Source organism: Janthinobacterium sp. SUN073 (assembly GCF_030397665.1).
Taxonomy (GTDB): domain Bacteria; phylum Pseudomonadota; class Gammaproteobacteria; order Burkholderiales; family Burkholderiaceae_D; genus Janthinobacterium.
The window spans coordinates 1,437,215-1,464,099 of record NZ_JAPUBT010000001.1 but is presented as its reverse complement, the minus strand read 5'-3'; the positions used below and the strand labels follow the sequence as shown (position 1 = coordinate 1,464,099).

General features: G+C 63.1%; 29 protein-coding genes. 12 read left to right on the top strand and 17 right to left on the bottom strand.

Translation table 11 applies throughout. The features are described 5' to 3' along the window. Position 1 precedes the first annotated feature (1 nt). Complete coding sequence (locus O0882_RS06635) at positions 2–2,032, top strand: ATP-binding protein (protein WP_289946305.1); 2,031 nt, start codon at positions 2–4, stop codon at positions 2,030–2,032. Next, the gene (locus O0882_RS06630; RefSeq protein ID WP_289946303.1) at positions 2,029–4,605 is read left to right on the top strand and encodes an EAL domain-containing protein; all 2,577 of its coding nucleotides are present in this window, start codon (positions 2,029–2,031) and stop codon (positions 4,603–4,605) included. Before O0882_RS06635 ends, O0882_RS06630 begins: the two co-directional genes overlap by 4 nt. Positions 4,606–4,612: 7 nt before the next feature. Here O0882_RS06630 and thiL read toward each other — a convergent pair whose 3' ends face one another. Beyond that, complete coding sequence (gene thiL / locus O0882_RS06625; protein WP_289946302.1) at positions 4,613–5,593, bottom strand: thiamine-phosphate kinase; 981 nt, start codon at positions 5,591–5,593, stop codon at positions 4,613–4,615. A gap of 89 nt (positions 5,594–5,682) precedes the next feature. Here thiL and O0882_RS06620 point away from each other — a divergent pair, with 89 nt between their 5' ends. After that, positions 5,683–6,291, top strand: coding sequence for a hypothetical protein (locus O0882_RS06620; protein ID WP_289946301.1), 609 nt, complete (start codon positions 5,683–5,685; stop codon positions 6,289–6,291). On the opposite strand, the gene O0882_RS06615 is transcribed toward O0882_RS06620, so the two are convergent. Next, on the bottom strand, positions 6,288–6,806 hold the full coding sequence (locus tag O0882_RS06615; protein WP_289946867.1) for a MarR family transcriptional regulator: 519 nt from the start codon (positions 6,804–6,806) through the stop codon (positions 6,288–6,290). The genes O0882_RS06620 and O0882_RS06615 overlap by 4 nt on opposite strands. 125 nt (positions 6,807–6,931) lie before the next feature. Between O0882_RS06615 and O0882_RS06610 the strand changes: the two genes are divergently transcribed. The 4 genes from O0882_RS06610 to O0882_RS06595 all read left to right on the top strand — a co-directional run bounded on the left by O0882_RS06610 (position 6,932) and on the right by O0882_RS06595 (position 11,900). Beyond that, positions 6,932–8,119: an MFS transporter gene (locus tag O0882_RS06610; RefSeq protein ID WP_289946300.1), complete on the top strand. Its 1,188-nt coding sequence runs from the start codon at positions 6,932–6,934 to the stop codon at positions 8,117–8,119. A 40-nt stretch (positions 8,120–8,159) separates the two neighbouring features. Then, positions 8,160–8,756: an SMI1/KNR4 family protein gene (locus tag O0882_RS06605; RefSeq protein ID WP_289946298.1), complete on the top strand. Its 597-nt coding sequence runs from the start codon at positions 8,160–8,162 to the stop codon at positions 8,754–8,756. Beyond that, complete coding sequence (locus O0882_RS06600) at positions 8,737–9,351, top strand: SMI1/KNR4 family protein (RefSeq protein WP_289946296.1); 615 nt, start codon at positions 8,737–8,739, stop codon at positions 9,349–9,351. Before O0882_RS06605 ends, O0882_RS06600 begins: the two co-directional genes overlap by 20 nt. A 230-nt stretch (positions 9,352–9,581) precedes the next feature. Beyond that, positions 9,582–11,900 (top strand): NADP-dependent malic enzyme, encoded by a 2,319-nt coding sequence (locus tag O0882_RS06595; protein WP_289946295.1) that lies wholly within the window; start codon positions 9,582–9,584, stop codon positions 11,898–11,900. A gap of 52 nt (positions 11,901–11,952) precedes the next feature. On the opposite strand, the gene O0882_RS06590 is transcribed toward O0882_RS06595, so the two are convergent. Both O0882_RS06590 and O0882_RS06585 read right to left on the bottom strand, forming a co-directional pair. Further along, positions 11,953–12,822, bottom strand: coding sequence for a hypothetical protein (locus O0882_RS06590; RefSeq protein WP_289946293.1), 870 nt, complete (start codon positions 12,820–12,822; stop codon positions 11,953–11,955). Between the two features lie 69 nt (positions 12,823–12,891). Further along, positions 12,892–13,728 carry a universal stress protein gene (locus O0882_RS06585; protein WP_289946290.1) on the bottom strand — a complete coding sequence of 279 codons (837 nt, stop codon included), beginning with the start codon at positions 13,726–13,728 and terminating at the stop codon, positions 12,892–12,894. A gap of 421 nt (positions 13,729–14,149) precedes the next feature. On the opposite strand from O0882_RS06585, the gene O0882_RS06580 reads away from it, so the two are divergent. Next, positions 14,150–14,950, top strand: coding sequence for a class I SAM-dependent methyltransferase (locus O0882_RS06580; protein WP_289946287.1), 801 nt, complete (start codon positions 14,150–14,152; stop codon positions 14,948–14,950). A 3-nt stretch (positions 14,951–14,953) separates the two neighbouring features. Here the strand turns inward: O0882_RS06580 and O0882_RS06575 are convergent, their stop codons facing one another. The 3 genes from O0882_RS06575 to O0882_RS06565 all read right to left on the bottom strand — a co-directional run bounded on the left by O0882_RS06575 (position 14,954) and on the right by O0882_RS06565 (position 16,681). Beyond that, complete coding sequence (locus tag O0882_RS06575; RefSeq protein WP_289946285.1) at positions 14,954–15,454, bottom strand: hypothetical protein; 501 nt, start codon at positions 15,452–15,454, stop codon at positions 14,954–14,956. Between the two features lie 64 nt (positions 15,455–15,518). After that, complete coding sequence (locus O0882_RS06570) at positions 15,519–16,265, bottom strand: M56 family metallopeptidase (RefSeq protein WP_289946283.1); 747 nt, start codon at positions 16,263–16,265, stop codon at positions 15,519–15,521. Then, entirely contained in the window at positions 16,265–16,681 is a 417-nt protein-coding gene (locus O0882_RS06565; protein WP_289946280.1) for a GNAT family N-acetyltransferase, read from the bottom strand. The genes O0882_RS06570 and O0882_RS06565 overlap by 1 nt, the downstream gene beginning before the upstream one ends. Positions 16,682–16,828: 147 nt before the next feature. On the opposite strand from O0882_RS06565, the gene O0882_RS06560 reads away from it, so the two are divergent. The 3 genes from O0882_RS06560 to O0882_RS06550 all read left to right on the top strand — a co-directional run bounded on the left by O0882_RS06560 (position 16,829) and on the right by O0882_RS06550 (position 18,497). Continuing rightward, positions 16,829–17,221 (top strand): Imm10 family immunity protein, encoded by a 393-nt coding sequence (locus tag O0882_RS06560; RefSeq protein WP_096237964.1) that lies wholly within the window; start codon positions 16,829–16,831, stop codon positions 17,219–17,221. Positions 17,222–17,290: 69 nt separating this feature from the next. Further along, positions 17,291–17,869, top strand: coding sequence for an NnrU family protein (locus O0882_RS06555; RefSeq protein ID WP_289946278.1), 579 nt, complete (start codon positions 17,291–17,293; stop codon positions 17,867–17,869). A 382-nt stretch (positions 17,870–18,251) separates the two neighbouring features. Beyond that, positions 18,252–18,497, top strand: a complete 246-nt coding sequence (locus O0882_RS06550; RefSeq protein WP_289946277.1) for a hypothetical protein — start codon at positions 18,252–18,254, stop codon at positions 18,495–18,497. Between the two features lie 444 nt (positions 18,498–18,941). Here O0882_RS06550 and O0882_RS06545 read toward each other — a convergent pair whose 3' ends face one another. Further along, positions 18,942–19,211, bottom strand: coding sequence for a hypothetical protein (locus O0882_RS06545; RefSeq protein ID WP_077409174.1), 270 nt, complete (start codon positions 19,209–19,211; stop codon positions 18,942–18,944). A gap of 341 nt (positions 19,212–19,552) precedes the next feature. On the opposite strand from O0882_RS06545, the gene O0882_RS06540 reads away from it, so the two are divergent. Continuing rightward, positions 19,553–20,119: a recombinase family protein gene (locus tag O0882_RS06540; RefSeq protein WP_289946276.1), complete on the top strand. Its 567-nt coding sequence runs from the start codon at positions 19,553–19,555 to the stop codon at positions 20,117–20,119. Here O0882_RS06540 and O0882_RS06535 read toward each other — a convergent pair. The 9 genes from O0882_RS06535 to O0882_RS06495 form a co-directional block, all read right to left on the bottom strand. Continuing rightward, positions 20,109–20,807, bottom strand: coding sequence for an SET domain-containing protein (locus O0882_RS06535; RefSeq protein WP_289946274.1), 699 nt, complete (start codon positions 20,805–20,807; stop codon positions 20,109–20,111). The genes O0882_RS06540 and O0882_RS06535 overlap by 11 nt on opposite strands. Positions 20,808–21,334: 527 nt before the next feature. Beyond that, positions 21,335–22,405, bottom strand: a complete 1,071-nt coding sequence (locus O0882_RS06530) for a tyrosine-type recombinase/integrase (RefSeq protein ID WP_289946271.1) — start codon at positions 22,403–22,405, stop codon at positions 21,335–21,337. Between the two features lie 170 nt (positions 22,406–22,575). Beyond that, positions 22,576–23,085, bottom strand: a complete 510-nt coding sequence (locus O0882_RS06525; RefSeq protein ID WP_289946269.1) for a hypothetical protein — start codon at positions 23,083–23,085, stop codon at positions 22,576–22,578. Beyond that, the gene (locus tag O0882_RS06520; RefSeq protein WP_289946267.1) at positions 23,082–25,268 is read right to left on the bottom strand and encodes an AAA family ATPase; all 2,187 of its coding nucleotides are present in this window, start codon (positions 25,266–25,268) and stop codon (positions 23,082–23,084) included. Before O0882_RS06520 ends, O0882_RS06525 begins: the two co-directional genes overlap by 4 nt. Next, a complete protein-coding gene (locus O0882_RS06515; protein WP_289946265.1) occupies positions 25,265–25,447 on the bottom strand; it encodes a hypothetical protein in 183 nt (60 codons plus the stop codon). Before O0882_RS06515 ends, O0882_RS06520 begins: the two co-directional genes overlap by 4 nt. Then, on the bottom strand, positions 25,447–25,800 hold the full coding sequence (locus tag O0882_RS06510; RefSeq protein WP_289946264.1) for a hypothetical protein: 354 nt from the start codon (positions 25,798–25,800) through the stop codon (positions 25,447–25,449). The genes O0882_RS06515 and O0882_RS06510 overlap by 1 nt, the downstream gene beginning before the upstream one ends. Then, positions 25,797–26,036: a hypothetical protein gene (locus O0882_RS06505; RefSeq protein WP_289946261.1), complete on the bottom strand. Its 240-nt coding sequence runs from the start codon at positions 26,034–26,036 to the stop codon at positions 25,797–25,799. The genes O0882_RS06510 and O0882_RS06505 overlap by 4 nt, the downstream gene beginning before the upstream one ends. After that, positions 26,033–26,614 (bottom strand): hypothetical protein, encoded by a 582-nt coding sequence (locus tag O0882_RS06500; RefSeq protein ID WP_289946259.1) that lies wholly within the window; start codon positions 26,612–26,614, stop codon positions 26,033–26,035. Before O0882_RS06500 ends, O0882_RS06505 begins: the two co-directional genes overlap by 4 nt. Then, on the bottom strand, positions 26,611–26,814 hold the full coding sequence (locus tag O0882_RS06495; protein ID WP_131689430.1) for an AlpA family phage regulatory protein: 204 nt from the start codon (positions 26,812–26,814) through the stop codon (positions 26,611–26,613). The genes O0882_RS06500 and O0882_RS06495 overlap by 4 nt, the downstream gene beginning before the upstream one ends. Positions 26,815–26,885 lie beyond the last annotated feature (71 nt).

Here is a 26,885-nt window from a genome sequence, read left to right as displayed (position 1 = left end):
CATGCTGCGACTGCGTTCCATCCGCCACAAGCTGATGTCGGTGGTCTTGCTGACCACCCTGGTGGCGCTCGTCATTTCGCTGGGCACCATCGTCGTCTACGACTTGCGCGCCTATCACCGCAACCTGGTGGCCGACATCAGTACCCAGGCCGAGCTGCTGGGGCACATGAGTTCGGCCGCGCTGGCCTTCGACGACGAGCGCCTGGCGCTGGAAAACCTCAACCTGATGCGCATCCGCCCGCGCGTGACGGCCGGCGCCCTGTACAAGGCCGACGGCAGCCTGTTTGCCAGCTACCGCGCGAACCAGAATGTGGGCGCGCTGCCGGCGAAGGTGGGCAAGGAAGGCGAAAGCATCGCCGGCAGCTCGGTGGAACTGTTCAAGCCCATCGTCGACAATGGCGAGCTGCTGGGCACCGTGTATCTGCGCGCCGATTACGAGCTGGCTGGCCGCACGGCCGATTACCTGGCCATCGCGCTGGGCGTGACGGTGCTGGCGCTGCTGGTGGCCTTGCTGCTGCTGCGCCGCCTCGATTTCGTCATCACGCAGCCCATCCTCGATATCGCCGACGTGGCGCGCGAAGTGATCGAGACGGGTGACTACTCGCGCCGCGCGCGCAAGCTCAGCGACGACGAAGTGGCGCAGCTGGTCGACTCCTTCAACAAGATGCTGGCCGAGATCGAGCTGCGCACGCACGCGCTGGAACGCTCGAACGGCGAACTGGCGCGCGAGGGCGAGCAGCGCACCCAGGCGCAGCAGGAAGTCATGCGCCTGAACCAGGAGCTGGAAGTGCGCGTGCACGAGCGCACGATGCAGCTGGAAATGACGAATGGCGAACTGGCCATGGCGATGGAGGAGGCGCGCAGCGCCAACTATGCCAAGTCGGCGTTCCTGTCGTCGATGAGCCATGAATTGCGCACACCGCTGAACGCCATCCTGGGCTTCGCGCAAATCCTCAGTTCCGACCGCCTGCCGTCGACCCTGGAGCAAAAGAAGGAATTCGCCGGCCATATCCTCAAATCGGGGCGCCATTTGTTGACCTTGATCAATGAAATCCTCGACCTGGCAAAGGTCGAGTCGGGCACGGTCAGCCTGTCGCTGGAACCGGTGGGCCTGGACGCCATCTTGCAGGAATGCCGCGACATGATCGCGCCGCTGGCCAGCCAGCGCGGCATCGGCATGGCCTTTCCCGATGCCTGTCCCCTCAACGTGCTGGCCGACCGCACGCGCCTCAAGCAAATCCTGTTGAACCTGCTGTCGAATGCGCTCAAGTACAACCGCGAGCAGGGGCAGGTGGCCATCGATTGCGCGCCGCACGCGGGCGGAAGGGTACGCATCAGCGTGCGCGACACGGGCGTGGGTCTCGATGCCGAACAGCTGGCGCTGCTGTTCCAGCCCTTCAACCGGCTGGGGCAGGAGGGCGGCACGGAAGAAGGCAGCGGCATCGGCCTGGTGGTCACCAAGCGCCTGGTGGAGTTGATGGATGGCAATATCGGCGTCTCCAGCGCGCCCGGCGAGGGCAGCACTTTCTGGATCGAGCTGCGCGTGGTCGACGCCGTGCCCATTCCCGTGGCCCCGGCCTTGCCGCGGCCGGACCTGGCCGGCGCGCTGCTCGAACACAGCGCCCCCGTGACCTTGCTGTATGTGGAAGACAATCCCGCCAACCTGACCCTGGTCGAGGAAATCGTGCGCTACTGCCCGCAATTGCAGCTGCTGACGGCCACGGATGGCCGCCTGGGCGTGGAGATGGCGCGCACGCATTTGCCGCAGCTGATCTTGATGGACATCAACCTGCCGCATGTGAACGGCACGGACGCGCTGAAACTGTTGCGCGCCGATCCGCGCACGGCGCACATCCCCGTCATCGCCCTGACGGCCAACGCCATGCCGGGCGACGTCGAGCGCAGCATGGCGCTGGGCTTTTATCGCTATCTGACCAAGCCGATCAACCTCGATGAATTTACCGAGGCGATCAACAGCACGCTGGCCTATGTGGCGCAGCAGCGCCGGCAGAAGGGAACACGCGCGCCATGATCAGCCAGGCCGATATCTATGCGGCGAAAATTCTCATCGTCGACGACCAGGAAGTCAATTTGCGCCTGCTCGAGCACTTGCTGGGCAGCGGCGGCTACACGGCCATCAGCAGCACCCTCGACGCGCGCGCCGTGGCCGGATTGCACCAGCGCCACCAGTTCGACCTGATCATCCTCGACCTGGTGATGCCCGGCATGAGCGGCTACGACGTGATGGATGCCTTGCGCCCGCTGGAACTGGAAGGCTACCTGCCCGTGCTGGTCATCGCCGCCGACCCGGACGCCAAGCTGGCCGCGCTGGAAGCGGGCGCGCGCGACTTCATCAGCAAGCCGTTTGACGCGCTCGAAGTGCTCACGCGCATCCGCAACATGCTCGAAGTGCGGCTGCTGCACCGCGCCGCACGCCACTACAACACCTTGCTCGAACGCACGGTGGGGCAGCGCACGGCCGAACTGCAGCGCTTTCGCGGCGCCATGGACGCCACCACCGACGCCATCTTCCTCGTCGACGTGCAGGGCATGACCCTGGTCGACGCCAACGACGGCGCGTGCCGCCTGCTCGGCTATGCGCGCGCCGAACTGCTGGCGCTGGCGCCCGGCACCCTGCTGCCGCCGCCGCCGGCCCCGCCCCTGGCCGCGCTGCCGGGCGGCCCGGCCCACCTGGCCACGGAAGTGACGGAATGCGAACTGCTGCGGCGCGACCTGAGCCCGGTGCCCGTGGAACTGGGCTGGCACTGGTATGCGCAGGCGCCCGTGGCCGGCGGCCATGCCACGGGAGGCCTGCTGCTGATCGCTGTGGCGCGCGACATCAGCGAGCGGCGCCAGGCGCAGGAGCGCCTGAAGCACCTGGCCCATTACGATGGCTTGACGGGGCTGCCGAACCGCAGCCTGTTTTACCAGACGCTGGCGCAGGCCGTCGAACTGGCGCAAGAGAAAAGCTGGCGCATCGTGGTGCTGTTCATCGCGCTGGACCGCTTCAAAAGCATCAACGACACCCTGGGCGCGGCGCTGGGCGACGAGCTGCTGCGCCAGTTCAGCAACCGCCTGGTCGAATGCGTGCGCCTGCGCGACACGGTGGGCCGGCTGGGCAACGACGAATTCGCGCTGATACTCACCATGAGCCGCAACCAGCAGGAAGCCGTGGCGGTGGCCAACCAGGTGCGCGAAGCCTTGCGCGCGCCGTTCGACTTGCGCGGCCACGCGGCCACCCTGACGGCCAGCATCGGCATCGCCATGTATCCGGACGACGCCACCGACCCGGAAACGCTCATTAAATACGCGAATACGGCCATGGGCGGCGCCAAGCAGGCGGGCCGCGACGGTTACCGCTTTTTCACGGCCGGCATGAACGTGCAGGTGCTGGCGCGCCTGGACCTGGAACTGGCGCTGCGCCATGCGCTCGAGCACGAGCAGTTCATCCTGTACTATCAGCCGAAGGTGGACTTGCGCACGGGCCGCATCAGCGGCGTGGAAGCGCTGCTGCGCTGGCGCCGTCCCGGCTACGGCCTGGTGGCGCCGGCCGAATTCGTGCCGGTGCTGGAAGACACGGGCCTGATCGTGCGCGTGGGCGCCTGGGTGATCCAGGCCGCCTGCCGCCAGATCGCCGAGTGGCGCGACAGCGAGGTGGGGCCCGTGCGCGTGGCCGTGAATGTGTCGAGCCGCCAGTTTGCCGAAGGCGACCTGGAAGGCGAAGTGACGCGCGCGCTGGCGCAGTACGACGTGGCGCCGGAACTGCTGGAGCTGGAGCTGACGGAAACGGCGCTGATGTCGAACGCCGAGCGCACCATCGTCGTGCTGGGCAAACTGAAAAAAATCGGCGTGAAGGTGGCCATCGACGATTTCGGTACCGGCTACTCGAGCCTCGCGTATTTGCAGCGCTTCCCCATCGATAAGCTGAAAATCGACATCGCTTTTGTGCGCAACATCACCAGCAACCCGAACGACGCGGCCATCGCGCTGGCCATCGTCAGCATGGCGCACAGCCTGAAACTGAGCGTGGTGGCCGAGGGCGTGGAATCGCGCCCGCAGCTCGAATACCTGCGGCGCAACCGCTGCGACGAGATCCAGGGCTTTTATTTCAGCCGCGCCCTGCCGGCGCTGGAACTGGGGCAGATGATCGCCGCCGGCGCCGGCCTGCCGCCCGGCCACGATCCCGCTGCCCAGCCGGCGCAAACCCTGCTCATCGTCGACGACGACGTCAACGTGCTGTCCTCGCTGCACCGCCTGTTCCGTCCCGAGGGCTATCAGATCCTCACGGCCAGCACGCCGGCCGAAGGGTTTGAAATGCTGGCCCTGCACCGCGTGCACGTGATCGTCTGCGACCAGCGCATGCCCAGCATGAGCGGCACGGAGTTCTTGAGCAAAGTCAAAGAGCTGTACCCGGAAACCATCCGCATCATCTTGTCCGGCTACACGGGCCTCGAAGCGGTGCTCGACTCGATCAACCGGGGCGCCATCTACCGTTTTTATACGAAACCGTGGGACGACACCCAGCTGCGTGACAACATCCGCCTGGCCTTCCAGCACTACTGGATGGTGAACCAGCCGGGGCTGGCGCGGGCGGCGGTACGCTAGCGCTTGTTTATTCGCTGAAGTGGTCGAAAGAACTCAACGCCAGATCGAGCGGCAAGCCGGCCGCATCGACCAGTCGCAAGCCGCTTTCCGCTTCGATGCGGCCCACGCGCGTGACGGGTGTGCCGCAGCTGGCCGCCAGCGCGGCGATGGCCTCGCGCGCCGAGGCGCTCGCCGTGAAGCACAGCTCATAATCGTCGCCGCCGGCGGCCGTGTAGCGGCGGCGCAGGCTGGTTTCCTGCCGCGCCAGCACGGGGCCGGCCGGCAGGGCGTCGACGTCGAGGGTGGCGCCCACCTGCGACGCTTTCAAGATGTGCCCCAAGTCTCCCACCAGGCCGTCGGAAATGTCGATGGCCGCATGCGCCAGGCCCGCTTCGGCCAGCGCGCAGCCCAGCGCCACGCGCGGCGTGGGGGTGTGCATGCGCGCGGCGGCCGTCAGCAGGTCGTCTGGCGCCAGTTCCTGTTCCATGCGGTAGCCTGCCAGCGCCAGACGCGCGTCGCCCAGGGTGCCGCTGACCCAGATATCGTCGCCCGCCACGGCCGCGCTGCGGCGCAAGGCCTGGCCCGGCGCCAGTTCGCCGAATACGGTGATGCAGATATTTAAGGGGCCCTTGGTGGTGTCGCCGCCGATCAGTTCGCAGCCGAATGCATCGGCCAGTGCAAACAGGCCTTCGGCAAAGCCGGCCAGCCAGGCGCGCTCGGCTTGCGGCAGCGCCAGCGCCAAAGTAAATGCCACGGGACGCGCGCCCATGGCGGCCAGGTCGGACAGGTTCACGGCCAGGCTTTTATGCCCCAGCATGCGGGCGTCGGCGCCGGCAAAGAAGTGCCGGTCCTCGACCAGCATGTCCGAGGAGATGGCGATCTGCTTGCCGGTGCCGGGTGTCATCAGCGCGCAATCGTCGCCGATGCCCAGGGTGGCGCGGCCGGGGCGCTGGCGCACGAAATAGTGTTTGATCAGGTCGAATTCGGAAAGCGCGTCGTGTGGGGCCATGGCGTAGTCTGTGCGTTGAGTGATGGTGTGGCCCGGCTATTATAGGCTGGCCTACAATACGGGTCTTTTCCACTGCCGAGCAACCTGCCATGCCCATTCTCGATATTCACGACCTGCTGCAATCCTGGCTCGACCATGGCTGGCTGCGCGACCCGCAAGCCGTCGGCCTGGCCTCCTTCGAGGCGCAGGAACTGGTGGCGTGGGGCTTCGACGCCATCAGCGACGGCGGCCAGCTGTGCCTGTACGAGGACGAGCGCCTGTTCCGCAGGGGCAAGCGGCAGGTGCAGGCGTCATTCAAGGCGTATCTGCAGCGCGACCAACTGGGCGCGAATGGCCTGGACCTCGGTTATCAGGTGCACCTGGCCAGTTTCCTGCGCGCGGCGCGGCAGCCCTTGCCGGCGTTTCGCGTGCTGCTGGAACAGGGGGGCCGCAGCGGCGCCCTGCTGTTCGACAGTGGTCTGGTGCTGCAGTTTGCCGCCAACTTGCGCGGCAAGCCCCGCCATTACTATCTGACACTGGTCGAGGGCCACGTGGCCGACGCCCAGCTTGCGGACCGCGACAGCGATATCGACTTGCGCGCGGCCAGCGTGGGCCATGTCCAGGCCCTGTACGACAGCCGCGACCCTGCCGAACTGCAGCGCCTGGCACGGCGCGGCAATGCGGCGCTGCGCGAGCTGGCGCAGCTGCTCGCTCCTTAAACTTTCTTCGCCTGCGCCATGCCCTGCAGCAGCTTGGCCAGCAATTCGTCGAGCTGGCGCTGCTCGTCCGCGCTCAAAGGCGAGAGCATGGCGCGTTCGTTCTCCACGTGCAGCAACACCAGCTTGTCAATCAGTGCCAATCCCTTCGGCGTCAGGGCCACCAGCACGCCGCGCCGGTCCGCCGGGTGTTTCTGGCGTTCGATCAGGCCGGCCGCTTCCAGCCGGTCGATGCGGTTGGTCATGCCGCCCGAGGACAGCATGGCCGCCTCGTACAGGGCCGTCGGCGTCAGCGCATAGGGCGTGCCCGAGCGGCGCAATGTCGCCAGCACGTCGAATTCGCCCGGTTGCAAGCCATGTTCGGCAAACAGCGGATTGAGCCAGTCGCGCGCCATCAGCTGCGCTACCGTGCCCAGCTGGCCCACCAGTTGCATGGCATGCGTATCCATCTGCGGCAATTCGCGCTGCCATTGTGCGGCGGCAAATTGCGCGCGCGTGTGTTCTTGCGGGATATCCATCATGGTGTATGCATTTATCTCGACATCAAGATAGATTTCTATCTTTATGCTAAGATACTTTTCATCAAGTTATTATGTAACGCATTAAACCATGTGCCTCCCTGCGAGGCAAGGACAACTCTGCCATGCCTCTTGAACGCCCCGTATCTTCCCCACTGCCCTCGTCCGCCCTGCTGGTGGCCGCCATCATCCTGCTGGGCTTGAACCTGCGGCCCATCCTGGCCGCGATCGGCCCCTTGCTCGACAGCATCCAGGCCAGCACGGGCATCAGCAATGCCGATGCGGGCTTGCTGACCACCGTGCCCGTGTTCGCCATGGGCGTGTGCGCGCTGGCGGGCGCCCAGCTGCAGCGCCGCCTGGGCGTGGCGCGTGGCATCGCGCTGGGCATCGCCATCATCGCTGCCGCCTGCGCGCTGCGCTGGCCCTTGCATGGAAGCGGCGGCCTGATCGCCACGGCGGCCCTGGGCGGCCTGGGCATCGCACTGGTACAAGCCTTGCTGCCAGCCTTCATCAAACGGCATTTTCCCGCGCGGGCGGGCCAGTTGATGGGGTTTTATACGACCGGCATCATGGGCGGCGCGGCCATTGCCGCCGCGTCCGCTTCACCGCTGGCGCAAAGCTGGGGCTGGAACGCGCTGCTGGCCTTGTGGGCGCTGCCCGCCGTGGCCGCCGCCCTGCTGTGGCGCCGCGCTGCCGCTGCGCGCGTGGACGTGGCCGGCGGCGTGGGCGCCAGCCTGCCCGTGGGCAGTGGCCGCGCCTGGCTGTTGATGGTGTTTTTCGGCATCGGCACGGGCGCCTACACCCTGGTGCTGGCCTGGCTGCCGCCGTTTTACACGGAACTGGGCTGGAGCGCGGCCGACAGCGGCTTGCTGCTGGGCGCCCTGACTCTGGTGGAAGTGCTGGCGGGACTGGTGATTTCCAGCATCATCCACCGCTTTCCCGACCGCCGCATCCTGCTGCTGTCCGTCTTGTTGTCCGTGCTGGGGGGGCTGGCCTGTCTGATCGTGGCGCCGGCGCAACTGGCGCTGCCCGCCGTGATCCTGCTGGGCTGCGGCATCGGTTCCCTTTTCCCGTTGTCGCTGATCGTCAGCATGGACCATGTGGCGGACCCGGCCGGCGCCGGCGCGCTGCTGGGCTTTGTGCAGGGCGGCGGCTACATCATCGCCAGCAGCATGCCCTTCATTGCCGGCCTGATCCGCCAGCATTCGTCCAGCCTGGCCCAGGCATGGATGGTGATGGCGGGCGGCGTGGTGCTGCTGCTGCTGATCGCCATGCGCTTCGCGCCCGGTGCTCATCTGGCCCCGTCGCGTTAGCGTGCTCCTGCCGGGTGCCGGCAGCTGCTATATTTCGCCCATGAACATCGTCGACCACTATCTGGCAGGACTGCGACTGGCCTTGCCGCCCACCCCGCTGGCACGGCTGGCCGGCGCCAGCGGCGCCAGCGCGGCGCAGCTGCAACGCTTGCTGCGGGCGTTTCCTGACTGTCCCGCCAGCCTGCTGTCCCTGCTGGGCCAACTCAACGGCACTCACTGGGACGATGACGCAGATGGCAACGGCACGGCCGTGCTGGTGCTGGGCGCCGACCCTGCCATGGGCCGTTACCCGTATTTCTTGCGCTCGGTCGAACAGATACTGGAAGACCGGCAACTGTATCCCGACAGCATAGTGGAGATATATGGCGAGCTTGCGGGCGACGCTAGCGTCACGCTCGACAGTAAAATCGATGCGCAGGCCAGCGGCAGCGAACGGCTGTGTTTTGCGCACTGCATGAACAATGGCGGCACCTCGATGCTGTCGCTCGATTTTGCGCCAGGCTCTGGCGGCGTGACGGGACAGGTAATCCGTTTTGTGCACGACCCCGATGAGTACCGCGTGATTGCTGCCAGTTTTGATGATTACCTGCAATTGCAGATCAACCAGGAGTATGCGTTTGTCGACCCCGATCAATAAATCCCCCCTTCTTGAAACCTACCTCGCCGGCGTGCATGAGCGCTTGCCGCAGGAAAGCCTGGACGAGCTGGCGCTGGCCAGCGGCGCCAGCGCGCAGCAACTCGATCAGTTGCGCCAGGCTTATCCGCTGTGCCCGGACACCCTGTTGCAGCTGCTGAGTATCTATAACGGCACCTATCATGAAAAATATGCTGGCGGCACGGTGTCCGTTTATCTGCTGGGCTCGGACGTGTTCGAGTATCCGTATTACCTGAGCTCCGTCGAGCAAATCCTCAAGGACGGACTGGCGAACCAGCGTAGCATCGCCGAGATCTACGGCCATTACCTTGACGACGATCCCGGCATCGTCGACGCCCGCATCGACGCCGGCATCAAGCAGGGCCGGCGCCTGTGTTTTTCGCATTGCATGAACAATGGCGGCTCGTCGCGGCTGTATATCGATTTCACGCCGACGGCGTCCGGTACCTGCGGTCAGGTGGTGCGCTTCCTGCATGATCCCGATAGCTACCTGGTCATCGCCGACAGCTTCGACGCCTATCTGCAAATGCTGATCGATGACGAGTATGCCTTCTTGACCGATGAAAATTTCGACTAGATGCACCATCGCCGCGCGCTGGCGGATGGTAATTATGAAAATTAATTGAAATATAAAATTTGATAGTTTTTCCTGCCGGGGACGTTTGTGCCGCCGGACGGCCTTACAATGCTAGGTTATGCGTTTTCGTGATATCAGACTGTGGCTAGCGGAAAATACCTAGCTAATTGAAAGAATCGGTCTGATAAAATCCGGAACACCCGATCGACCAAACAGGAAGGCTGCACAGCATGGATTCGTCATCTGATAAAAAAGAAGAATTGCGTCAACAATTGCGCTTGGCCGCACTCGAATATCACGAGTGCCCGCGCCCCGGCAAAATCAGCGTGACGCCCACCAAACAACTGACCAACCAGCGCGACCTGGCGCTGGCCTACTCGCCAGGCGTGGCCGCTCCGTGCGAAGAAATCGTCATCGATCCGGCGAATGCCTATAAATATACGGCGCGCGGCAACCTGGTGGCCGTCATCACCAACGGCACGGCCGTGCTGGGACTGGGCAATATCGGCCCGCTGGCCGCCAAGCCGGTGATGGAAGGCAAGGGCGTGCTGTTCAAGAAATTCGCCGGCATCGACGTCTTCGACATCGAAATCAACGAGATGGACCCGGACAAGCTGGTTGACATCATCGCTTCGCTGGAACCGACCTTCGGCGGCGTGAACCTGGAAGACATCAAGGCGCCCGAGTGCTTCTATATCGAGCGCCAGTTGCGCAGCCGCATGAAGATTCCCGTCTTCCATGACGACCAGCACGGCACCGCCATCATCGTCGGCGCGGCCATCCTGAACGGCCTGAAAGCCGTCGGCAAGAAAATCGAGGACTGCAAGCTGGTCGTGTCGGGCGCGGGCGCCGCGGCGCTGGCCTGCCTGGACCTGATCGTCGACCTGGGCTTCCCCCTGAAAAACATCTACGTCACCGACCTGGCCGGCGTGGTCTACAAGGGCCGCACGGAACTGATGGACCCGGACAAGGAACGCTTCGCGCAAGACACGCCGCTGCGCACCCTGGGCGAAGTCATCCCGGACGCCGACATCTTCCTCGGCGTGTCCGCCGCCGGCGTACTGAAACAGGACATGGTGCGCAAGATGGCGCCGAACCCGCTGATCCTGGCGCTGGCCAATCCGAATCCGGAAATCCTGCCGGAAGAAGTCAAGGCCGTGCGCAGCGACGCCATCATCGCCACGGGCCGTTCGGACTATCCGAACCAGGTCAACAACGTACTGTGCTTCCCGTACATCTTCCGTGGCGCCCTCGATTGCGGCGCGACGACGATCACGCGCGAGATGGAAATCGCCGTGGTGCACGCGATCGCCGACCTGGCGCATGCCGAGCAGTCGGACATCGTCGCCACCACCTACGGCATCAGCAATCTGTCGTTCGGTCCTGAATACCTGATCCCGATGCCGTTCGACCCGCGCCTCTTGATCAAGATCGCGCCAGCGGTGGCCAAGGCAGCCGAGGAATCGGGCGTCGCCACGCGTCCGATCAAGGACTTGCAAGCGTACGCGGACAGCCTGCAGCAATTCGTCTACCGCAGCGGCACCTTCATGAAGCCGCTGTTCCTGATGGCCAAATCCACCCCGGCCGAACTCAAACGCATCGTCTACGCCGAAGGCGAAGAAGAGCGCGTGCTGCGCGCCGTGCAAGTGGTGGTCGATGAAAAACTGGCGCGTCCCATCCTGGTGGGTCGTCCACCGGTGCTCGAAGCGCGCATCCAGAAGTTCGGCCTGCGCCTCAAGCAAGGCGTCGATTTCGACGTCATCAACCCGGACTTCGACGAGCGCTATCGCGATTACTGGAACACGTATTACGCGATGACCAGCCGCAAAGGCGTCACCGAGGAGTACGCGAAGCTGGAAATGCGCCGCCGCCATACCCTGATCGGTTCGATGATGATCCACAAGGGTGACGCCGACGGCATGATTTGCGGTACCTTCGGCACCACCCAGCTGCACCTGAAATACATCGACCAGGTGCTGGGCAAGCGCGCCGGCAGCAATGTCTACGCGGCCATGAACGTCTTGATCATGCCGGAGCGCCAGTTGGTGATGGTTGACACGCACGTCAACGAAAACCCGGACGCCGGGCAATTGGCCGAGATCACCATCATGGCTGCCGAGGAAATGACGCGTTTCGGCCTGTCGCCGCGCGCGGCCCTGCTGTCGCATTCGAACTTCGGTTCCAGCGACAGCGCCTCGGCGCAAAAGATGCGCGCCGCGCTGGCCATCATCAAGGAACGTGCGCCGGACCTGGAAATCGACGGCGAAATGCACGGCGATACGGCCCTCGACAGCAAGCTGCGTGAAAAAATCATGCCAAACTCGGCACTGAAGCACGATGCCAACCTGCTGGTCATGCCCAACATCGAGTCGGCCAACATCGCCTACAACCTGGTGAAAACGGCCGCCGGCAACGGCATCGCCGTGGGGCCGATCCTGCTCGGCTGCGCCAAGCCCGTGCACATTTTGACGCCATCGGCCACCGTGCGCCGCATCGTCAACATGACGGCCTTGTGCGTGGTCGACGCAGTGGCACAGCGCAAAGCCTAAGGTTTTAGCTGCCGCTTGAAGGCCGCGCCATCCGCAAGGAGGCGCGGCTTTTTTACATGGGCGCCACGGGCAGGGCCGCGGCGGGCGGATGGCGGCGCAGGTAATAGTGGCGGTACAGCATGATCTCGCCCCACACCAGCAGCAGCGCCGCCAGCGCGAACAGGCCCAGCGTGATCTTGAACGAATTGAAATAGGCGCCCGCCTGGCGTTTGATGGCGTCGATGAAAATCATCGGCACCGATTTGTCGAGTTTGCTGAAATCGGCCTGGCGCGCCACGTCGGTGGTCAGGCGCACGGCCAGGTCGGTGCCCAGCGCGGCCAAGTCACCGGTCGCCTGGCCCCGGAAGTTGGCGCCCTTGAGCGCTTCGCCGAGCAGGCCGACCCTGGCGATCAGTTGTTCTTGCAGCACCTGCGTCAGCAGCACGCTGCCGCGGCGCAGGATGAATTCATTGATCCAGCGCGCCTTGCTGCGTTCCCAGTAGCTGCCGGACGTGGGCCGGTAATACATGCCTTGCACGAGCGGTTCGAGCAGGCTGCGCACGCTGATCGGCTGGCCCGGGGCGATCAGCTTGACCTGCTGTTCCAGGTAGACGCGCAGCGCCGGCATCTGTGCTTCGAATACCGGCTGCAGGTCGCGCTCGAGGGCCTGGTCGACCACGCGGTGCACGCTATGCACGGCGCCAAGCCCGCCGCCGAGGAGCGGCAGCGCGAGCAGGATCAACACATAGCTGAGCTTGGCGGCCACGTGCCAGGCGGGCGGGCGGCGCACCAGCAGGCATTTTCTGGCCAGCTGGTAGCAGATGCCGAGCGCCAGCACAAAGCCGATCACGCCATACAGCAGCATCCACGGCAGGACCGTCCACAGCAGGTCGCTGCCGAACGGCGCCAGGGTGCTGCCCCAATTGATCAGTTGTTGCTTCATGTACATTGCCTTGAAGTAATTAATCAGGCAATTATAGCTATTTAGCAAATAAACGTGGCGCGCCTTAGCTCAGTGCGCCATCAGCACGGGCAAGGTCATCTGGCGCAGCACGGTTTCCGTGACGCCGCCCAATAAAATTTCGCGGAAGCGCGCGTGGCCGTAGCCGCCCATCACCAGCAGGTTCGCATGCACTTCGGCGGCCATGGCCAGCAGCGCCGCGCCGATGTCGCCCGTGGCGATGGCGGGGCGCACTTCGACGGGCACGCCATGGCGGCTCAGGTAGGCGGCGATGTCGGCGCCCGGGTGGCGGGCCGGCTGCGCGTGGCCGGCCGGCGGGTGCAGCAGGGCCAGCACCACCAGGCGCGCCGCGCGCAAGAGCGGCAGGGCGTGGCCGATGGCGCGCGTCGCTTCCATGCTGCCATCCCAGGCCACCACCACGGTGTTGTTGACTTCCGTAAACTGGCCGCTGCGCGGCACGATCAGTACGGGACGGGCCGCGTTCAGCATCACGTAGGGCACCAGGTCGCTCATGGCGCCGGGCAATGCTTCGCTGTCGTCGTGCTGGCTGAGCACTGTCAAGTCGCTGTAGCGGGCGCTGACGGCCATGCCGCCATCTTCATCGTCTTCGATCAGGCGCCGCTCGAGCGAGACGGCGCCGGCCTGGCGCGCCAGCGTTTCGAACTGGTCCAGCGCCTGTTCCGCCTGCCCGTGCAGGGCGTTGATCTGCGCCGCCACGGCGCCGCCGCGCATGCCGCGGTTGTTTTCCAGGGTAAAGCGCGACAGGCCCGTCATCGCCGCGCCGATCAGGTGCGCCTGGTGTGCGTGCGCCAGCCGCGCCGCGATGGCGATGCGCTGCGGCGCATGGCGCGACAGGTCGGCGTGGACGAGGATGGATTTGTAAGCCATGTGGTCACTCGGTAGTCAGGATGGCAACAAGGCTAGAACGGCAACACGGGCAAGTCCAGCATTGCCGTGCCGGGCGGCGGTTTTCTTATGCTGGACTTGATATGGGTCAAAAAAACACGGGCCGTGGCCTTCCGCAAGGCCACGGCCAGGAAATTGCGAGCTGTTTGATGTGCATCAAAATGCCTGGCCCCGTGCCAGCGATAATGGCATTGAACTCCTTGCCCTTCCAGTGGTCTGCATCGGCGCCGGCGCCATCTGTCCGGCATTGCTTTGTGTGACGCAACAACGCTGGCCGTGGCGGGAGTTCACTTCTCAGGTTTCGATACTTTCTCGTAGTCCTTTTTCGGCCAGCATGCGCAGTGCGACGCCTTGCCTGGCGTCATGCTACATTCGCATCCTGCTTTTTTCTGAAAGGATGACGATGCCTTTAAGTAACAACTTCTTGCAGCATAATCAGCAAGCCTGGGATGCCCAGGCTGCACGCAACAGCCCGTGGTCGCAGCCCGTCGACAGCGCCACCATCGCGGCTGCCCGCGCCGGGCAGTGGCAGATCCATCTGACGCCCGGCCCCTTGCCGGCCGGCTGGTTGGGCGAGGTAAGCGGCAAGCGCATCCTGTGCCTGGCCGGTGCCGGCGGGCAGCAGGCGCCCGTGCTGGCCGCCGCTGGCGCGCACGTCACCGTGTTCGATTTGTCTGAGCAGCAACTGGCGCAAGACCGCATGGTGGCGGAACGCGACGGTTTGCAGCTGGCCACCGTGCAGGGCGACATGCGTGACCTGGCTTGTTTTGCCGACGCCAGCTTCGATGTCATCGTCCATCCTGTATCGAACCAGTACGTACCCGATATCGCCCCCGTGTGGCGCGAATGCGCGCGCGTGCTGGCCGATGGCGGCGTGCTGCTGAGCAGTTTCTTCAACCCGGCCGTGTTCATCGGCGACCGCGACCCGCAATGGGCACAGCAGGGCTTGATACGGCCCCGTTTCGTGTTGCCGTATTCGGATGTGGAGGATATGGACGCCGATGCGCTGGCGACGCGCATGGAGAAGGGCGAGGCGCTGGTTTTCGGCCATGGCCTGGACAGCCAGATCGGCGGCCAGCTGGCGGCGGGCTTCGTGCTGGCAGGCTACCACGAGGAAATGCATCCCCACCCGCGCTTTGAAATTGAAAAATACCTGCCCAGCTTTATTGCCACGCGCGCTGTCAGGCTGGCGCGCGCGGGATAGGTTTTAATTGTAGGGCTGCAAGTCCAGCCAGACGGCATACGACAGGCGCTTGCCGTTCCACAGGCCGCCGCCACGGATGACGGCGTCGCATGAGGTCAGCTGGCCGACCAGGTCCTGGCGGCCCAGGTTGCGGCGCAGGCGCAGGGCGTCGTTGTGCGACAGGTAGCCCACCAGCTGGCCATCGATGAAGACGGCGATGGCCTTGTCCTGGAACGGATTGGCATCGTCGCAGACGAGCAGGGCCAGGCACTTTTCTTCCGCGTTGCCGGGACCGTGCTCGCCGGCCAGTTTGGCGATGGCGGGTTGGTACATCGCTTCGTTTTCCACCTCCGACGCAAAGCGCCCCTCGTCGCTCCAGTGGTGCGCCGGTGCGCCTGCGGGAATCGCCGGCACGTACTGGCGCACGGACATGAGCGGCTTGTGCAGCGGTTTGGCGGGCGTGCGGCCGCTGAAGACGTAGTACAGCAGGGCGATGACGATCACGATGGCAAGCAGGTAAAGCATGGTATCTCTCTGATTTCTAAGGGGGGAGCCGGGAACGCGGGCGCGCCGCGCGGCGTTGCCGCTACTATAGCAAGTTCGCCGTCTGCTTCCCGGTAAATCTGGCCATCAGATGGCGGCGCCGGCGCAGTGCGCGCGGGTCGCCCAGCACGATGGGGGCGGCGCCCGTCAAGCCCGAGTAATACTGGCCGTGCCGACGCAGCACCGTGGCATAGTCGCGCAACGCGTGGCCGTGTGCCAGCATGCGCGCGTCGCAATCGACTTCGATGGCAAAGCGCAGCCGGTGCAGCTGCCACCACAGGGGCAGGTTCCAGGGCATGAGCACGATCAAGGCGTAGGCCAGGGCCAGCAGCTGCGGGTCGCGCGCGGCAAGCCGGCATTGTGCGTGCGCCAGTAGCAGCGCCTGTTGCCGGGGAGGAATCAGTTGCAGCCAGACGGGCATCACGATGCGCGGCCGCAGCAGCCCCGCCACGCAAGGGCCGATGCCGCCGCTCAAGTACACGGGCGTACCCAGCAAGGTGGTTTTTTGCCAGCGGCGCTGGTGCGACAGCAGCCAGGCGCTGCGCAGCAGCAACAGCATCAGCATGCCGCTGGATAAGACAAACCAGCCCAGTTTCAGCTGCGATTGTGTCGCAGGCATGGCCGCCAGCACGCCGGGCAGCCACGCCAGCGGCACGATGACGGAGGCTGCGATGGCCGCCAGCCACAGCCAGCGCGTCGTGCGCCCGCGCCGCTGCAGCAGGCGCTCGGCGCGCCAGGCGGCGGCGCTCAACAGCAGCGCCAGCGCCGTGCTGGCAGCCAGCCAGGCCGGCACTAGCGTACCAGTGCCATGCCGACGGAGACGGGCGCCGTATGCTTGAAACCGAATTGCGCATACAGCTCTTGCGCCTGGCCATCGGCGATCAGGCTGACATACGCGCTTTGCGGGACGTCCTTCTCGATGAATTGCATGATCTCGCCCATGATGCGCTTGCCCAGGCCCTTGCCCTGGTGCGCGGGCAGCACGGCGATATCGGTCACCTGGAAGAAGCAGCCGCCATCGCCGATGATGCGGCCCATGCCCACCACCTCGTCGCCCAGCAGCACTTGCACGGCAAACAGGGAGTTGGGCAAGCCCTTGGCCGCCGCCTCTGCGGTTTTCGCGCTCATGCCGGCGGCGACGCGCAGGTGCTGGTAGGTGTCGATGGCGGGAATGGCCAGGCGGATGGTGTAGGGCGATGTTGCGGTCAAGGCTGTCTCCTGTGGAAATAGTTTGGAGCGGTAATTATAGGCGGCGATGGATTTTCGTGACGGCACGCTTTATTCGCCCGCGCCTATGTCGTCCGGGTCGCTTTTGCGCTATGGTGGCGTCATCCCCCTATTTGTTGAAAGCACGCCATGTCCGCAGGATTTACCGCCACCGAGTTGTCCGTTATGAATGAAGACGACGCCCTGATCACCACCCTGGCCGCGCCGGCCGGCAAAGGCGAGCCCGTCTACCTGATGCTGCAGCGCGCCGACGAGTATGACGAGCAGGACGTCGCCATGGGCATGGACGAACCCTATATTGAATATTGCGGCCAGGAATTTGCCTGGTATGGCCACATGCACGCCGTGATCCTGCATCCGAACCGCCTGTCCGTGCAGATGGATGCCGAGGCGGCCATGCAGATGGATGACGACGGCCAGATCGACGTGCGTTTCAACCTGACGCCGGAGCGCTACGCCCAACTGCAGCAGGCGCTGCGCACCACGTTCGAGGGCTGCGACTACTATCGCGAGGAACGTTGATCTGCGCGGACGACGCCGGCCATGGCGTCGTCTATGCTCGGTAGCTGGTATTGACTGCGGGAGAAGACGATGACGGTGCTGATACTCGGTTTGCTGTTATTCCTGGGCTTGCACTCGGTGCGCATCGTCGCCGACGGCTGGCGCAGCGCCCAGCTGGCGCGCCTCGGCGAAAAGCGCTGGAAGGGACTGTATTCGCTCGTGGCGTTCGCCGGGCTGGGTCTGATCATCTGGGGCTACGCCCTGGCGCGCCAGCAGCCGCTGGTGCTGTGGGCGCCGCCCATGGGCTTGCGCCACGCCAGCGGCCTGCTGATGCTGTTCTCGCTGATTTTATTAGCGGCGGCCAATGTGCCGCGCAACCGCATCAAGACCTGGGTGCACCACCCCATGCTGCTGGGCACGCAACTCTGGGCCGTGGCGCATCTGCTGGCCAACGGCAGCGTGGCCGACGTGCTGCTGTTCGGCGGCTTCCTCGTCTGGTCGTCAGTGGATCTGTATGCGGCCGTGCGGCGCGACCGCGCGGCCGGCACCCGCTACCAGGGTGGCAGCATGCCAGGCACCTTGATCGCCATCGGCGCCGGGGTCGCGCTGTGGCTGCTGCTGGCGTTCTGGCTGCACGGCGTGCTGTTTGGCGTGCGGCCGTTTGGTTAAGTACTCGCCTGAGGCGGCAGCTTCCCTGCTGCTGTTCCGCTCCCTCGTTCCCGGCGCATCGCGGCAAGCAGATGGCCAAATGATCATCTTGCATGGTTTTCAACTGGGACATTTTGTCTCAATGTATGGAAATTGTTTTGAAGTAGTATGCTTCAGAACGTGCGGCAGCATCCTTGCATGGCAGTCGCTGACGTTTTCTCCTCTCTCATCCGTATTCGGCCAATCACTGCGCCCGATGCCATTGTTATTTCATAGGTAGCTATAATGAAAGAGTCAAACAGGATGCCTGGGGGATGGTTGGAACAGAAGCTGCTGAAGCAGCGTTTTGAGGTAGTGCTCCTCACGATAGATAGTGTCAAGTAATAGACTGGAAATACGCAAAATGATCGATTGGACCCCCATAGTCTTCGTGACATTCAAGGCTTTCGTGCTCTGCACGGGCATGTTCTTCGCCATCAAGTGGCATTACGACCAAGGGAAGAAGGATCAGGATAAGGCGAAGCAAAACCGCGCGGTGCTGCGCGCAAGCGGCAAGGTGGTCGCAGTCTTCATGCTGTTGCTCCTGGCCTTGGGGATCGTCACCTTCTTCGTTGTCAGGATGGCCGGTCTGGAAATGACCTTCCTATGATGGCAAGGAATAGTCGGCCGCTATCCAGTGACGCGGCCGCACTTCCCCGCTGCGGCCAGGGCAGCAGCGGCAGGCGGGTCATGGAGCGCCATCGGGAATAATCGCTGGTGTTCGGAATGAACGGACAAGAAAAAAGCCACTAAATCCTTGTTTTCATTGGATTTAATGGCTTTATCGGTACTTCTTTGATGTGTTCTGTGGTGCGGGAGCCGGAATCGAATTTGCACCAGAAACCCGCATGAACGGCTAACTCTTCGCCGTTACGGCATTGAGGTACCGTCAAAAGTACCGTCAAAAAGAAAAGTACTCTGTATTGCGTGCTTGGGATCACGGCCCGGATGGATCGCTGTTGCGATACCAACTCCTACATCGATGGCGCTGAGCGGGGCACTCGGCAACTGCAGGGTTGGCGAAGACGCTGAAATTCGTCGCCGGGCCAGACTATCAGTTTTTGTCACGGTGGCGCTGTGCCCACTCGACCACTTCCTTTGCACTGTACAGCGGATGCGATTTCGCTTTCGTCGGCAGCCTGATCGCCTTTGGGAAGCTGGGAAGACAGGCGATGTTCTGGCGCACGACCTGCGGGTTTCGCTTAAAGTATTGCCCCAGCATTTCCATATCCCAAAGGTCTATGGATAGCGGTAGTGGAGTGCGCTGCATTTTTTCTATTGCTTCCGCAAGTCTGGTGAGGACATCGATTTCGGTAGGTGTCATGCTCGTGCTCCTATTTTTCGTCATTGAGGTAACGCCGGGCCGTACCATCGCAGCCTGGCCAGTAAGTATTTGATTCACGCACCGTTGCCGAGGGGCCAGCTTGCCAGCATCATCAAACAGCATGCGCATGGCCGATATCGACAATATGGTAATCCTGGTCATGTTGCACGCACTTGAACCAGGGCACCAGCGTCTCAACAACATGTTCAAAAACGACCGTTTATGAACAGGCGATAAAACCCCTCCTCAGTGATGTTCATAAAATACCCCTTTGATTTATGGGCATGTTCATATATATTGAACACGTTATTGAACATGCTTGCTCACCCTTGGAGATAGAAATGGCAACTTTCGCATACGGCCGAGTCAGCACGGCAGACCAGACCACCGAGAACCAGCGCCAGGAGATTGAGCGTGCCGGGATCGTGATCGATTACTGGTTCGCAGACGAGGGCGTATCGGGAAAGGTGCCAGCAGCGCAGCGGCCACAGTTTGCGCAGCTACAGCAGCAGATACGCGCTGGCGAAACGCTGGTTGTATCCAAGCTTGACCGCCTGGGGCGTGATGCGCAGGACGTCGGCGCCACTATCAAGGCGCTGGCCGCCCGCCGCATCGAGGTGATCGTGCTGCAGCTCGGCAAGCTTGATCTGACCTCGCCGGCAGGAAAGCTCATGCTGACCATGCTGGGCGCCGTCGCGGAAATGGAGCGGGATCTTTTGGTCGAGCGTACCCAAGCAGGGTTGGCGCGCGCCAAGCAGCAAGGAACGGAGTTGGGCCGCCCGACCAAAACAAATGACAGCCAGCGACTGGCCATCGTTGCGCAGCATGCAAAAGGTTCGTCGATCAGCGAGCTGGCCCGCACCTACGATATATCTCGTGCCAGCATCGGGCGCATCCTCAAGGCATAATCGGCCAGGAGTGTTTGCCGGCCACCGCGCCAAGCGCAAACATCTTCCCTACGAACAGCCCAGCGCGTAGGTAACCAACATGTTCGGCCATATTGTTGATCCGTCCGGCGCATATCCAAGAGACCAAGTCGGATGGTATGTAGCCGGTCGCCACTAGGACACCGGTCAGGAAATGCTCTAACTCAAGCTCGGTGACACCTGTAAAGCCGCTACGATGCAGTCGCAGAACTACGGTTTCAATCGACTTGGCCCTGTCTGGCCGTATCCCATTCCCGTTTTCGCTGCTGGCCTGGCGGTAGTCGACCAGCACCTCTTCACCGGCGTCGATCAGACGGGTGGCAACCATATCCATGTCGCTGTCGGCTGCCTCTGCCTTCCGAGTGAACTTGGCATTGGGCCGAATTGAATGGTTCGTGAGACGCCCCGCATGCGTGCGCTTCCTTGCAATTCGGGCCGGAGCAATCAGTTCGCCGGCGGATATCAGGTGCGTGGCAAATAGTCCCTGCCCGTGGATGGCCGAAGCGCGAAGTTCGAAGGCGTCGAACTCGGGTGGCATAGCAATGTGATCGCTCAAATCTTCCACCACCACACGCACAAATTCATGCGAAAAGCCATATTCAACGAGCCACCGCTCATAGTCATACCGGATCTCGTTGAGATCGGTTTCATTCGTTGTCGCGAGTTGCATGTATCGCACTTTCTGATTTCGGTTATGTTTCCTTTTTTGGAGGTGCTGCGGCGTTCAGCGTTGCACTACCCGGTAAAGACGTCGCGGCCCTTCACCAAAGCCATCACCAAAGGGGGGCTTTGGTGCGCACTTAAGGCCGCGTCGTGCTTCAAGCAAAAAACTTAAGCGATGGTCAAATATCGTCGAGCGCAGCCGAATCAAGCAGTGCGCCCCACGTGTGACCGAGGACGGTGTGTAAAAGTTTGTCGACATACCGTCTTTTACATCGAGCGGATAGCGCCGCGCCTTCGGTAAAACGCCGCAACAGGGCGTTCCATGCCTTGCTGGCCTACTTGGATTTTTCCCTATGAGGGGCCACTGATGTTGTGGCCCAAGCGCGTGAAAAGTGTTCGGCGTTGCTTCGGCTCTATTTTGGGCCGAATCGCCACCCTGGCAGTAGTGGGGCCGATGGTCGAAACTGCCTCGAAATGGCCCAAAACCGTGAAAATGGCGTGAAAATCTCCGATGATTCCCGATAAACATGGTGGTTACTTTTCCGCAGGAGGGAGCAGAGCGGCCGTTTCACTTTCTCGCCGGCCAAAACCCATCTTCTCAGCCATCCTCGCTTGCGCAGCTTTCACGCAATCCATATCCTTTTCGAGGTAGGCCATCGTCGTGATGGGACTCTTGTGACGCATGACTGCCTGTATGGTCTGGATGTTCGCACCGGCCTCCGACAGCAGCGTGGCGTAGCTGCCGCGCAGGCGGTGCGGCGTGAGCCCCTTGATCTGGCTCTTCGCATTGGCGGTTTTCATCGCCGTACGGGCATAGCCGGATTGCAGCTGTGTGCCGTCGGCGCGCGGCGCGATCAGGCCTTCGCCTTTCCGCAAGGGTGCCAGATAGTCGACCAGCCATGGCTGGATAGGGCAAGGCTCGGCCTCGCGGCCCTTGGTGATGCCCGGCGTGTAGGTCTTGCGTTCCCAGTCGATCCACTCCCAGCGCGCAGTGGCTGCCTCTCCCTCACGCAGGCCCAGGCCGAACAGCAACCGTATGGCCACGGCAACTTCGGGCGTGTCTTCCGTCGCGGCATCGACTTGGGCGAGCCAGTCGCCAGCCGAAGCGAGCGACAAGATGGCGCGCGGGACTTTCTGGACCTTCAACATGGTTACTCGCCATGGCAACCGAAGCAGGATCTCGCGCTTGACGGCCCAATTGACCATCAGCTTGATCACCCGCAACCAGGCATTGGCGGACGCTGGCTTGTGGTCGACCAGGTGCAGGTTGCGTGCTTTCTCGATGTGCAGGGTGGTGATGTCGCTTACAGGCAGGTCGCCCAGGTCGTAAAGGTGCAGGCGTCGGATCACGTCCACCGAACGGCGGTGCGGGATGCTGGCCACAGGGGCGCGCACCAGCTGCCACTCGGCGAACAGTTCGGCCAGCGTTGGCACCGGCTTACCGCCGTTCGCCCGGGTAACAGCGTCGGCGTAGGCCCGTGCGGCCACAATCTCGGCTTCGTGCTTCACCGTCAGGCGCGTGGTGCGCTGGACGCGCTGGCCGGCCACCTGGTACCGGTAATGCCAAATCTTGCTTTCTCCAACTCGAAATAAAGTTGCGCTCATGTTTTTTCCTAACGTAGTTATTTTTTGTGGCAATGCTGTGTGAGATACAACGGCTGGCGCGGCACCAGGGCCGCGCATCCGCGCGCGCCGCTGGCTTGGCAGTAGCGAAGTAACGCAGTCACCGTTACAGCGGCGTTACCGGAGCGTTACAGGGCTTGCGGGCCGCGCCGTCATGGTGATGCTTCGCCATCCCGGAGCACCCGGATCGCAAAGCCGTGGCAGCGCTGCAGTACGTCCACCAGGTCGGCGGGCATGGCCGGGCCCTTCATCCGGGTTTGCCGCCATTGCCCGCAGCGCCTGGCGTTGGCGGTGCCGGCCATGTGCGCGCACTCCAGGCATACTCGCCGTTCGTCGCGCAGCTGGTCGCGTACCGTCAGCCGGTGCGCCAGCACCATGGCCGCCGCCTGATTCAAGCCCCGGCCACGAAACAGTGCCGCCCGTGCGCGGGTGGTATCGTCGGGCGGCGCCGTGCTCGATGCCTGGCAAGGTGGTGCCACGTGGGCAAGTTGTTCAGCGATCGGCTGATCGAGGTACCGCACCAGCTCATCCTTGAAGGGGCGCAGCATGCTGGCGGCGAAATGCACCGCATCGGGCTGGCCTTTCAGTTTGAGCGCCCCGCTTGCCAGCTCGACAATTACGCCTACCTTTTGGCATTCCATCAGCAGGCTTGCGGGGGTCATATCGTCACCTCAACCGAGGAAATTGGTATGACATTGGATCGCATCTTTTGCGAAGGGAGCGCCGAAGGGAGCGAAGGGAGCGCTGTATTTTCTGTGCTCCCTTCGCTCCCTTCGTGCTCCCTTCGGGGAATTGCGCCAGGCAAACACCACATCCATGCACCACCCATGCTGGCCTTCACAGCCTCGATTCCCAGCGATTTCTTGATGCGTTTGGCCGCATCCCATGAGTGCCCGGCATCGCGGATTTCGCCTTGCAAAGCTTTGGTGGCCATGCGACCGCCAGCATCGGTGAGGGTGTCAATTAGCATGCGCTCCAGGTCGGCGCGCTGGCCACCGTCGCCGCCATCGTTTTCATCGTGCTCGACGTCGCCCAAGATTTCCCGCGCCGTGCCCTCGATCACGCCTTCCCACACCGCGTGCGTGGCCTCGATGCCGCCATCAATCGTTTTCATGCCGAGGGCGTATGCCACGCCACCGTCATCCGGTGCGATGTTCGACTTGGCGCGCGCCAGCACGCGGCGGGCGCCGTCCTCCTCTTTTGCCGTCACCAGCACCATGCGCGCCAGCGCGCCGAATGCCTGGGAGCCGATCACCCGGTCCTGTGGTGCCTTGCCAGCGCCGCCCTTGGCAAAGTGGGTGATGCCGATCACCGCGCACTGGTGAGCCTCGGCGAAGTCCACCACGGCTTGCAAGCTGCGGCGCACATCATTGGCCCGGTGCATGTCGCCGGCCACGGCAGACACGATAGGATCGATCAGCAGCAGGCTCACGCCGCCGATGGCGGCCACCGCGCGGTGCAGCTCGGGAATGTCCTGCGCCGGATCGAATGGTACGCTCTCGCCGTTTTGCGTAATGCCCTCGATAAAATGGCAGCGGCTGAGGTCGGCGCCAGAGGCGATCAGGCGCGGCACCAGGGTATCGTCGGCCACGTCCTCGCTCGACCACACCAGCACGTTACCCTTGCGCTTGCAGGCGCTGCCATCCGGCCAGGTGCCGCCTGCCGTCAGCACTGAGGCCAGGCCGAGCGCCAAAGTGGTCTTGCCTGTGCCGGCGGCACCCGCCAGGATGGTCAGCTTGCCGGCTGGCACCCAGCCAGGCCACAGCCAGGTAATCGGTAGCGGCTTGATATCGGTGGCGCAGCGGATTTTCACGGTGCGCGTGTCGGTCGCCGGAATCATCGAGCGATCCGTGGTCAAGCTCGTAGCTGGCCCTGCCGCCGGTGCCGCCAGCGCAACAGGCGCAGCATGACTACCGTCCTGCGGCGTGGCCGCGCTGATTGCCGCCATGACAGCCTGGCTTCCCTCACGGGCATGCAGGTCGTTGAAGTCGGTAGGCTGTCCATCGTCAGACTGGAACACAGGCACCGCCAGCAAGCCGCCAACAGCAGCGGCCGCAGCCTTCGCCTTTATCAGGCCGGTATTGCTACTCTCCTTGAACCTGTCGTCATCGGCGCACACGATGATCCGGATGCCCGGCAGTTTCCCGCGCAATACCTTGGCCACCGCCTCCAGGTTCCCAGCATTGAAGGCCACGGCCACCGGGTAGCCAGTCACGGCATACAGACTAGCGCCAGTAGCAAAGCCTTCACAGACCAGCAGCGTATCGGCAGGCTTGCCGCCAAAGCTGTAGTAGCAGCCCTTGACCTTGCCGTTCGACTTGAGGAGCTTGCTGCCATCCTCGTAGATGAATTGCACGCTGGTGATGGCGCCGGTGGCGTCGCGTATTGGCACGATCAGGGTGCGCTTGTCCTTGAACTCTTTTAGGCCATACGGCTTGATCCCCTTGCGGACGCAGTACGGATTGTCGTCGGTGGCATCGCGCGCGCCGGCCAGTATGCGCACGCACACGGCCGCTGCTTCGCCTTCCAGCTGCAGGCGCGTGAACTCGGCTTCCTGTTTTGCCTTGTCGATGCGCGCGCGGTACTCTGCGCGTTCGGCCGGCGTCAGCACCTGGTCTGACTTGCCGCACCACTTTTCGGACAGGTCGGTTTTCCAGTTGCCGAAGGCGCCGGCCGGCACGCCGTCGCTATGGAGGATGTACCAGGCCGACTTCTTGCCCTTCTTGTCGTCCGGGGCATCGAAGCGGTGGCGCAAGCCATCGGCGACGATATCGGGCGGGGCCAGGTCGTAGCCGGCCATGGCGATGGCAAACTGTGCCTCAATGTTTGAAAGCGATGCGTTCAATGGATAGCCTCCTTCGGCACAGGAATGCGGACAATGACAGCCTTGAAAGTGCCACCGCGGCGATCTGCCACGTCCTGGTGATTGATGCGGATGAAGCGCTTGGCTTCTGCGCGCGTAGAGAAGGAAATGGTTGCGCCAGCAAAGGTAACGCCCCAGGGCTTGTGTGGTGCAGTGGCCATTATTTCGCCTCCTTTGCGCGGTACTCGTTCAGCCATTTGATGCGGCCCTCTGCATGCTCGGCCAGTAATTTCGCGGCGGACGTGGCAAAGCGCATGAGGAAGTCGGTACTCGCCGGATCGAGCAACGGCAGCTCCTCGTCGCCCGCATCGGCATCGGCGTTCATTGTCCTGACCAAATCGCTGTTACTTGCCATTTCAAGGCACAGGCCAATGCCACGGGCAATATCCATCATGATGGCGACGAATTGCGCATCCTGATCACCTTTCAGGCTGGCGCGCAAGAATGAGAATGGCACGTGTACTGCGGCGGTCAGCGGCAATTTGGCCGGTGTGGGCATATGACGGGCGCTCATGCTGCAGCTCCTGCCAGCTCGGACAGCGTGGCAGCAACTTCGTCGGCCAGTTGCTGGGCCAGCCAAAGCAACGTGTCAGATTCTTTCTTTGGCCTGATTGTCCGGAGCAGCTCTACCAACTGTCGGGCGCGCATGCGGGCGTGCTGGGGCGCTGCTTGCAAGGTGATGTGCATTTCAGCGAAAGGTGTATCCAGCACAATGACGTCTGCTGGCTTGATGTTAGTGCGGGCGCTCATGCCACACCGCCGATCTTAGCAATGGCAGTGCGCCAGATGGTTTTGCCTTCTTCAATACCGGCAAAGAAGGCATCAGCGGCTGCAGTGCCGGCCTGGTACGGCATATCGAGGTCTTTATGTTCGATGCGGTGCTCGAGTGCCATGCGGGCGCCGGCCTTGTATTCCTGGCTGCGTGGTGTACGGCCGTTGTAGAACGCGGTTTGGAAAAGCTGATCGACGGACAGGGTGCCGGTGATCGATGATGGGGAATGTTGGGATGTGGTGGTGCCTGGCATGATTGCCTCCTTGTCGGTTGTAAAACCGCGCAACCCGTCGCCAAACGGGGAGAGCAGCAGATGGTGGGGTTGGCGAACCGGTGACAAAGGAAACCGGCATACCCGAAGGTATCCCCACCACTGCCGCTCATAGAGGACGTAATGGTGCAATGGACGAAAAAAAGCCGCCTGGTGGCGGTCGTCCGCCTTTGTCAAATTCAGGTCGCCAAACCCGGTCGCTTCTTTTTTCGCGACCTTTTCAGGATAGGCGGACAAACGCCATACGTCAACAGAATTTTTGTGGGAGAGGTGGTGTAGCGTCATGCGGCACCGTCGGCGCGTTGCGCGATGAATGCCTCTACCTGGTCGAGATCCCAAACGGTGACGCGAGCGCTCAGCTTGAACGGAGCAGGGAATTTGCCACTGCGCACCCAGCGCCAAATGGTGTCAGGGGAAACGGGCAGCTTACCTGGCTTACCCTTTGTGCTCGCCAGCTCAGCGAGTCTGATAATGCGTTGCGCCATGATGCACCCCTTGTAAATACGCCGTAAGGCAATGGGGGCATCGTTACTGAATTGATGGCGATGAGCTATTG

What these genes read in the sequence shown, in the direction of transcription:
- O0882_RS06555 (WP_289946278.1), top strand. Translation starts at nt 17,291, where the DNA reads ATGACGGTGCTGATACTCGGTTTGCTGTTATTCCTGGGCTTGCACTCG.
- thiL (WP_289946302.1), bottom strand. Translation starts at nt 5,593, where the DNA reads ATGGCCCCACACGACGCGCTTTCCGAATTCGACCTGATCAAACACTAT.
- O0882_RS06560 (WP_096237964.1), top strand. Translation starts at nt 16,829, where the DNA reads ATGTCCGCAGGATTTACCGCCACCGAGTTGTCCGTTATGAATGAAGAC.
- O0882_RS06545 (WP_077409174.1), bottom strand. Translation starts at nt 19,211, where the DNA reads ATGACACCTACCGAAATCGATGTCCTCACCAGACTTGCGGAAGCAATA.
- O0882_RS06590 (WP_289946293.1), bottom strand. Translation starts at nt 12,822, where the DNA reads ATGAAGCAACAACTGATCAATTGGGGCAGCACCCTGGCGCCGTTCGGC.
- O0882_RS06635 (WP_289946305.1), top strand. Translation starts at nt 2, where the DNA reads ATGCTGCGACTGCGTTCCATCCGCCACAAGCTGATGTCGGTGGTCTTG.
- O0882_RS06615 (WP_289946867.1), bottom strand. Translation starts at nt 6,806, where the DNA reads ATGGATATCCCGCAAGAACACACGCGCGCGCAATTTGCCGCCGCACAA.
- O0882_RS06515 (WP_289946265.1), bottom strand. Translation starts at nt 25,447, where the DNA reads ATGGCCACTGCACCACACAAGCCCTGGGGCGTTACCTTTGCTGGCGCA.
- O0882_RS06530 (WP_289946271.1), bottom strand. Translation starts at nt 22,405, where the DNA reads ATGAGCGCAACTTTATTTCGAGTTGGAGAAAGCAAGATTTGGCATTAC.
- O0882_RS06610 (WP_289946300.1), top strand. Translation starts at nt 6,932, where the DNA reads ATGCCTCTTGAACGCCCCGTATCTTCCCCACTGCCCTCGTCCGCCCTG.
- O0882_RS06620 (WP_289946301.1), top strand. Translation starts at nt 5,683, where the DNA reads ATGCCCATTCTCGATATTCACGACCTGCTGCAATCCTGGCTCGACCAT.
- O0882_RS06550 (WP_289946277.1), top strand. Translation starts at nt 18,252, where the DNA reads ATGATCGATTGGACCCCCATAGTCTTCGTGACATTCAAGGCTTTCGTG.
- O0882_RS06575 (WP_289946285.1), bottom strand. Translation starts at nt 15,454, where the DNA reads ATGCTTTACCTGCTTGCCATCGTGATCGTCATCGCCCTGCTGTACTAC.
- O0882_RS06525 (WP_289946269.1), bottom strand. Translation starts at nt 23,085, where the DNA reads ATGACCCCCGCAAGCCTGCTGATGGAATGCCAAAAGGTAGGCGTAATT.
- O0882_RS06500 (WP_289946259.1), bottom strand. Translation starts at nt 26,614, where the DNA reads ATGACGCTACACCACCTCTCCCACAAAAATTCTGTTGACGTATGGCGT.
- O0882_RS06495 (WP_131689430.1), bottom strand. Translation starts at nt 26,814, where the DNA reads ATGGCGCAACGCATTATCAGACTCGCTGAGCTGGCGAGCACAAAGGGT.
- O0882_RS06535 (WP_289946274.1), bottom strand. Translation starts at nt 20,807, where the DNA reads ATGCAACTCGCGACAACGAATGAAACCGATCTCAACGAGATCCGGTAT.
- O0882_RS06585 (WP_289946290.1), bottom strand. Translation starts at nt 13,728, where the DNA reads ATGGCTTACAAATCCATCCTCGTCCACGCCGACCTGTCGCGCCATGCG.
- O0882_RS06630 (WP_289946303.1), top strand. Translation starts at nt 2,029, where the DNA reads ATGATCAGCCAGGCCGATATCTATGCGGCGAAAATTCTCATCGTCGAC.
- O0882_RS06505 (WP_289946261.1), bottom strand. Translation starts at nt 26,036, where the DNA reads ATGAGCGCCCGCACTAACATCAAGCCAGCAGACGTCATTGTGCTGGAT.
- O0882_RS06595 (WP_289946295.1), top strand. Translation starts at nt 9,582, where the DNA reads ATGGATTCGTCATCTGATAAAAAAGAAGAATTGCGTCAACAATTGCGC.
- O0882_RS06540 (WP_289946276.1), top strand. Translation starts at nt 19,553, where the DNA reads ATGGCAACTTTCGCATACGGCCGAGTCAGCACGGCAGACCAGACCACC.
- O0882_RS06510 (WP_289946264.1), bottom strand. Translation starts at nt 25,800, where the DNA reads ATGAGCGCCCGTCATATGCCCACACCGGCCAAATTGCCGCTGACCGCC.
- O0882_RS06580 (WP_289946287.1), top strand. Translation starts at nt 14,150, where the DNA reads ATGCCTTTAAGTAACAACTTCTTGCAGCATAATCAGCAAGCCTGGGAT.
- O0882_RS06605 (WP_289946298.1), top strand. Translation starts at nt 8,160, where the DNA reads ATGAACATCGTCGACCACTATCTGGCAGGACTGCGACTGGCCTTGCCG.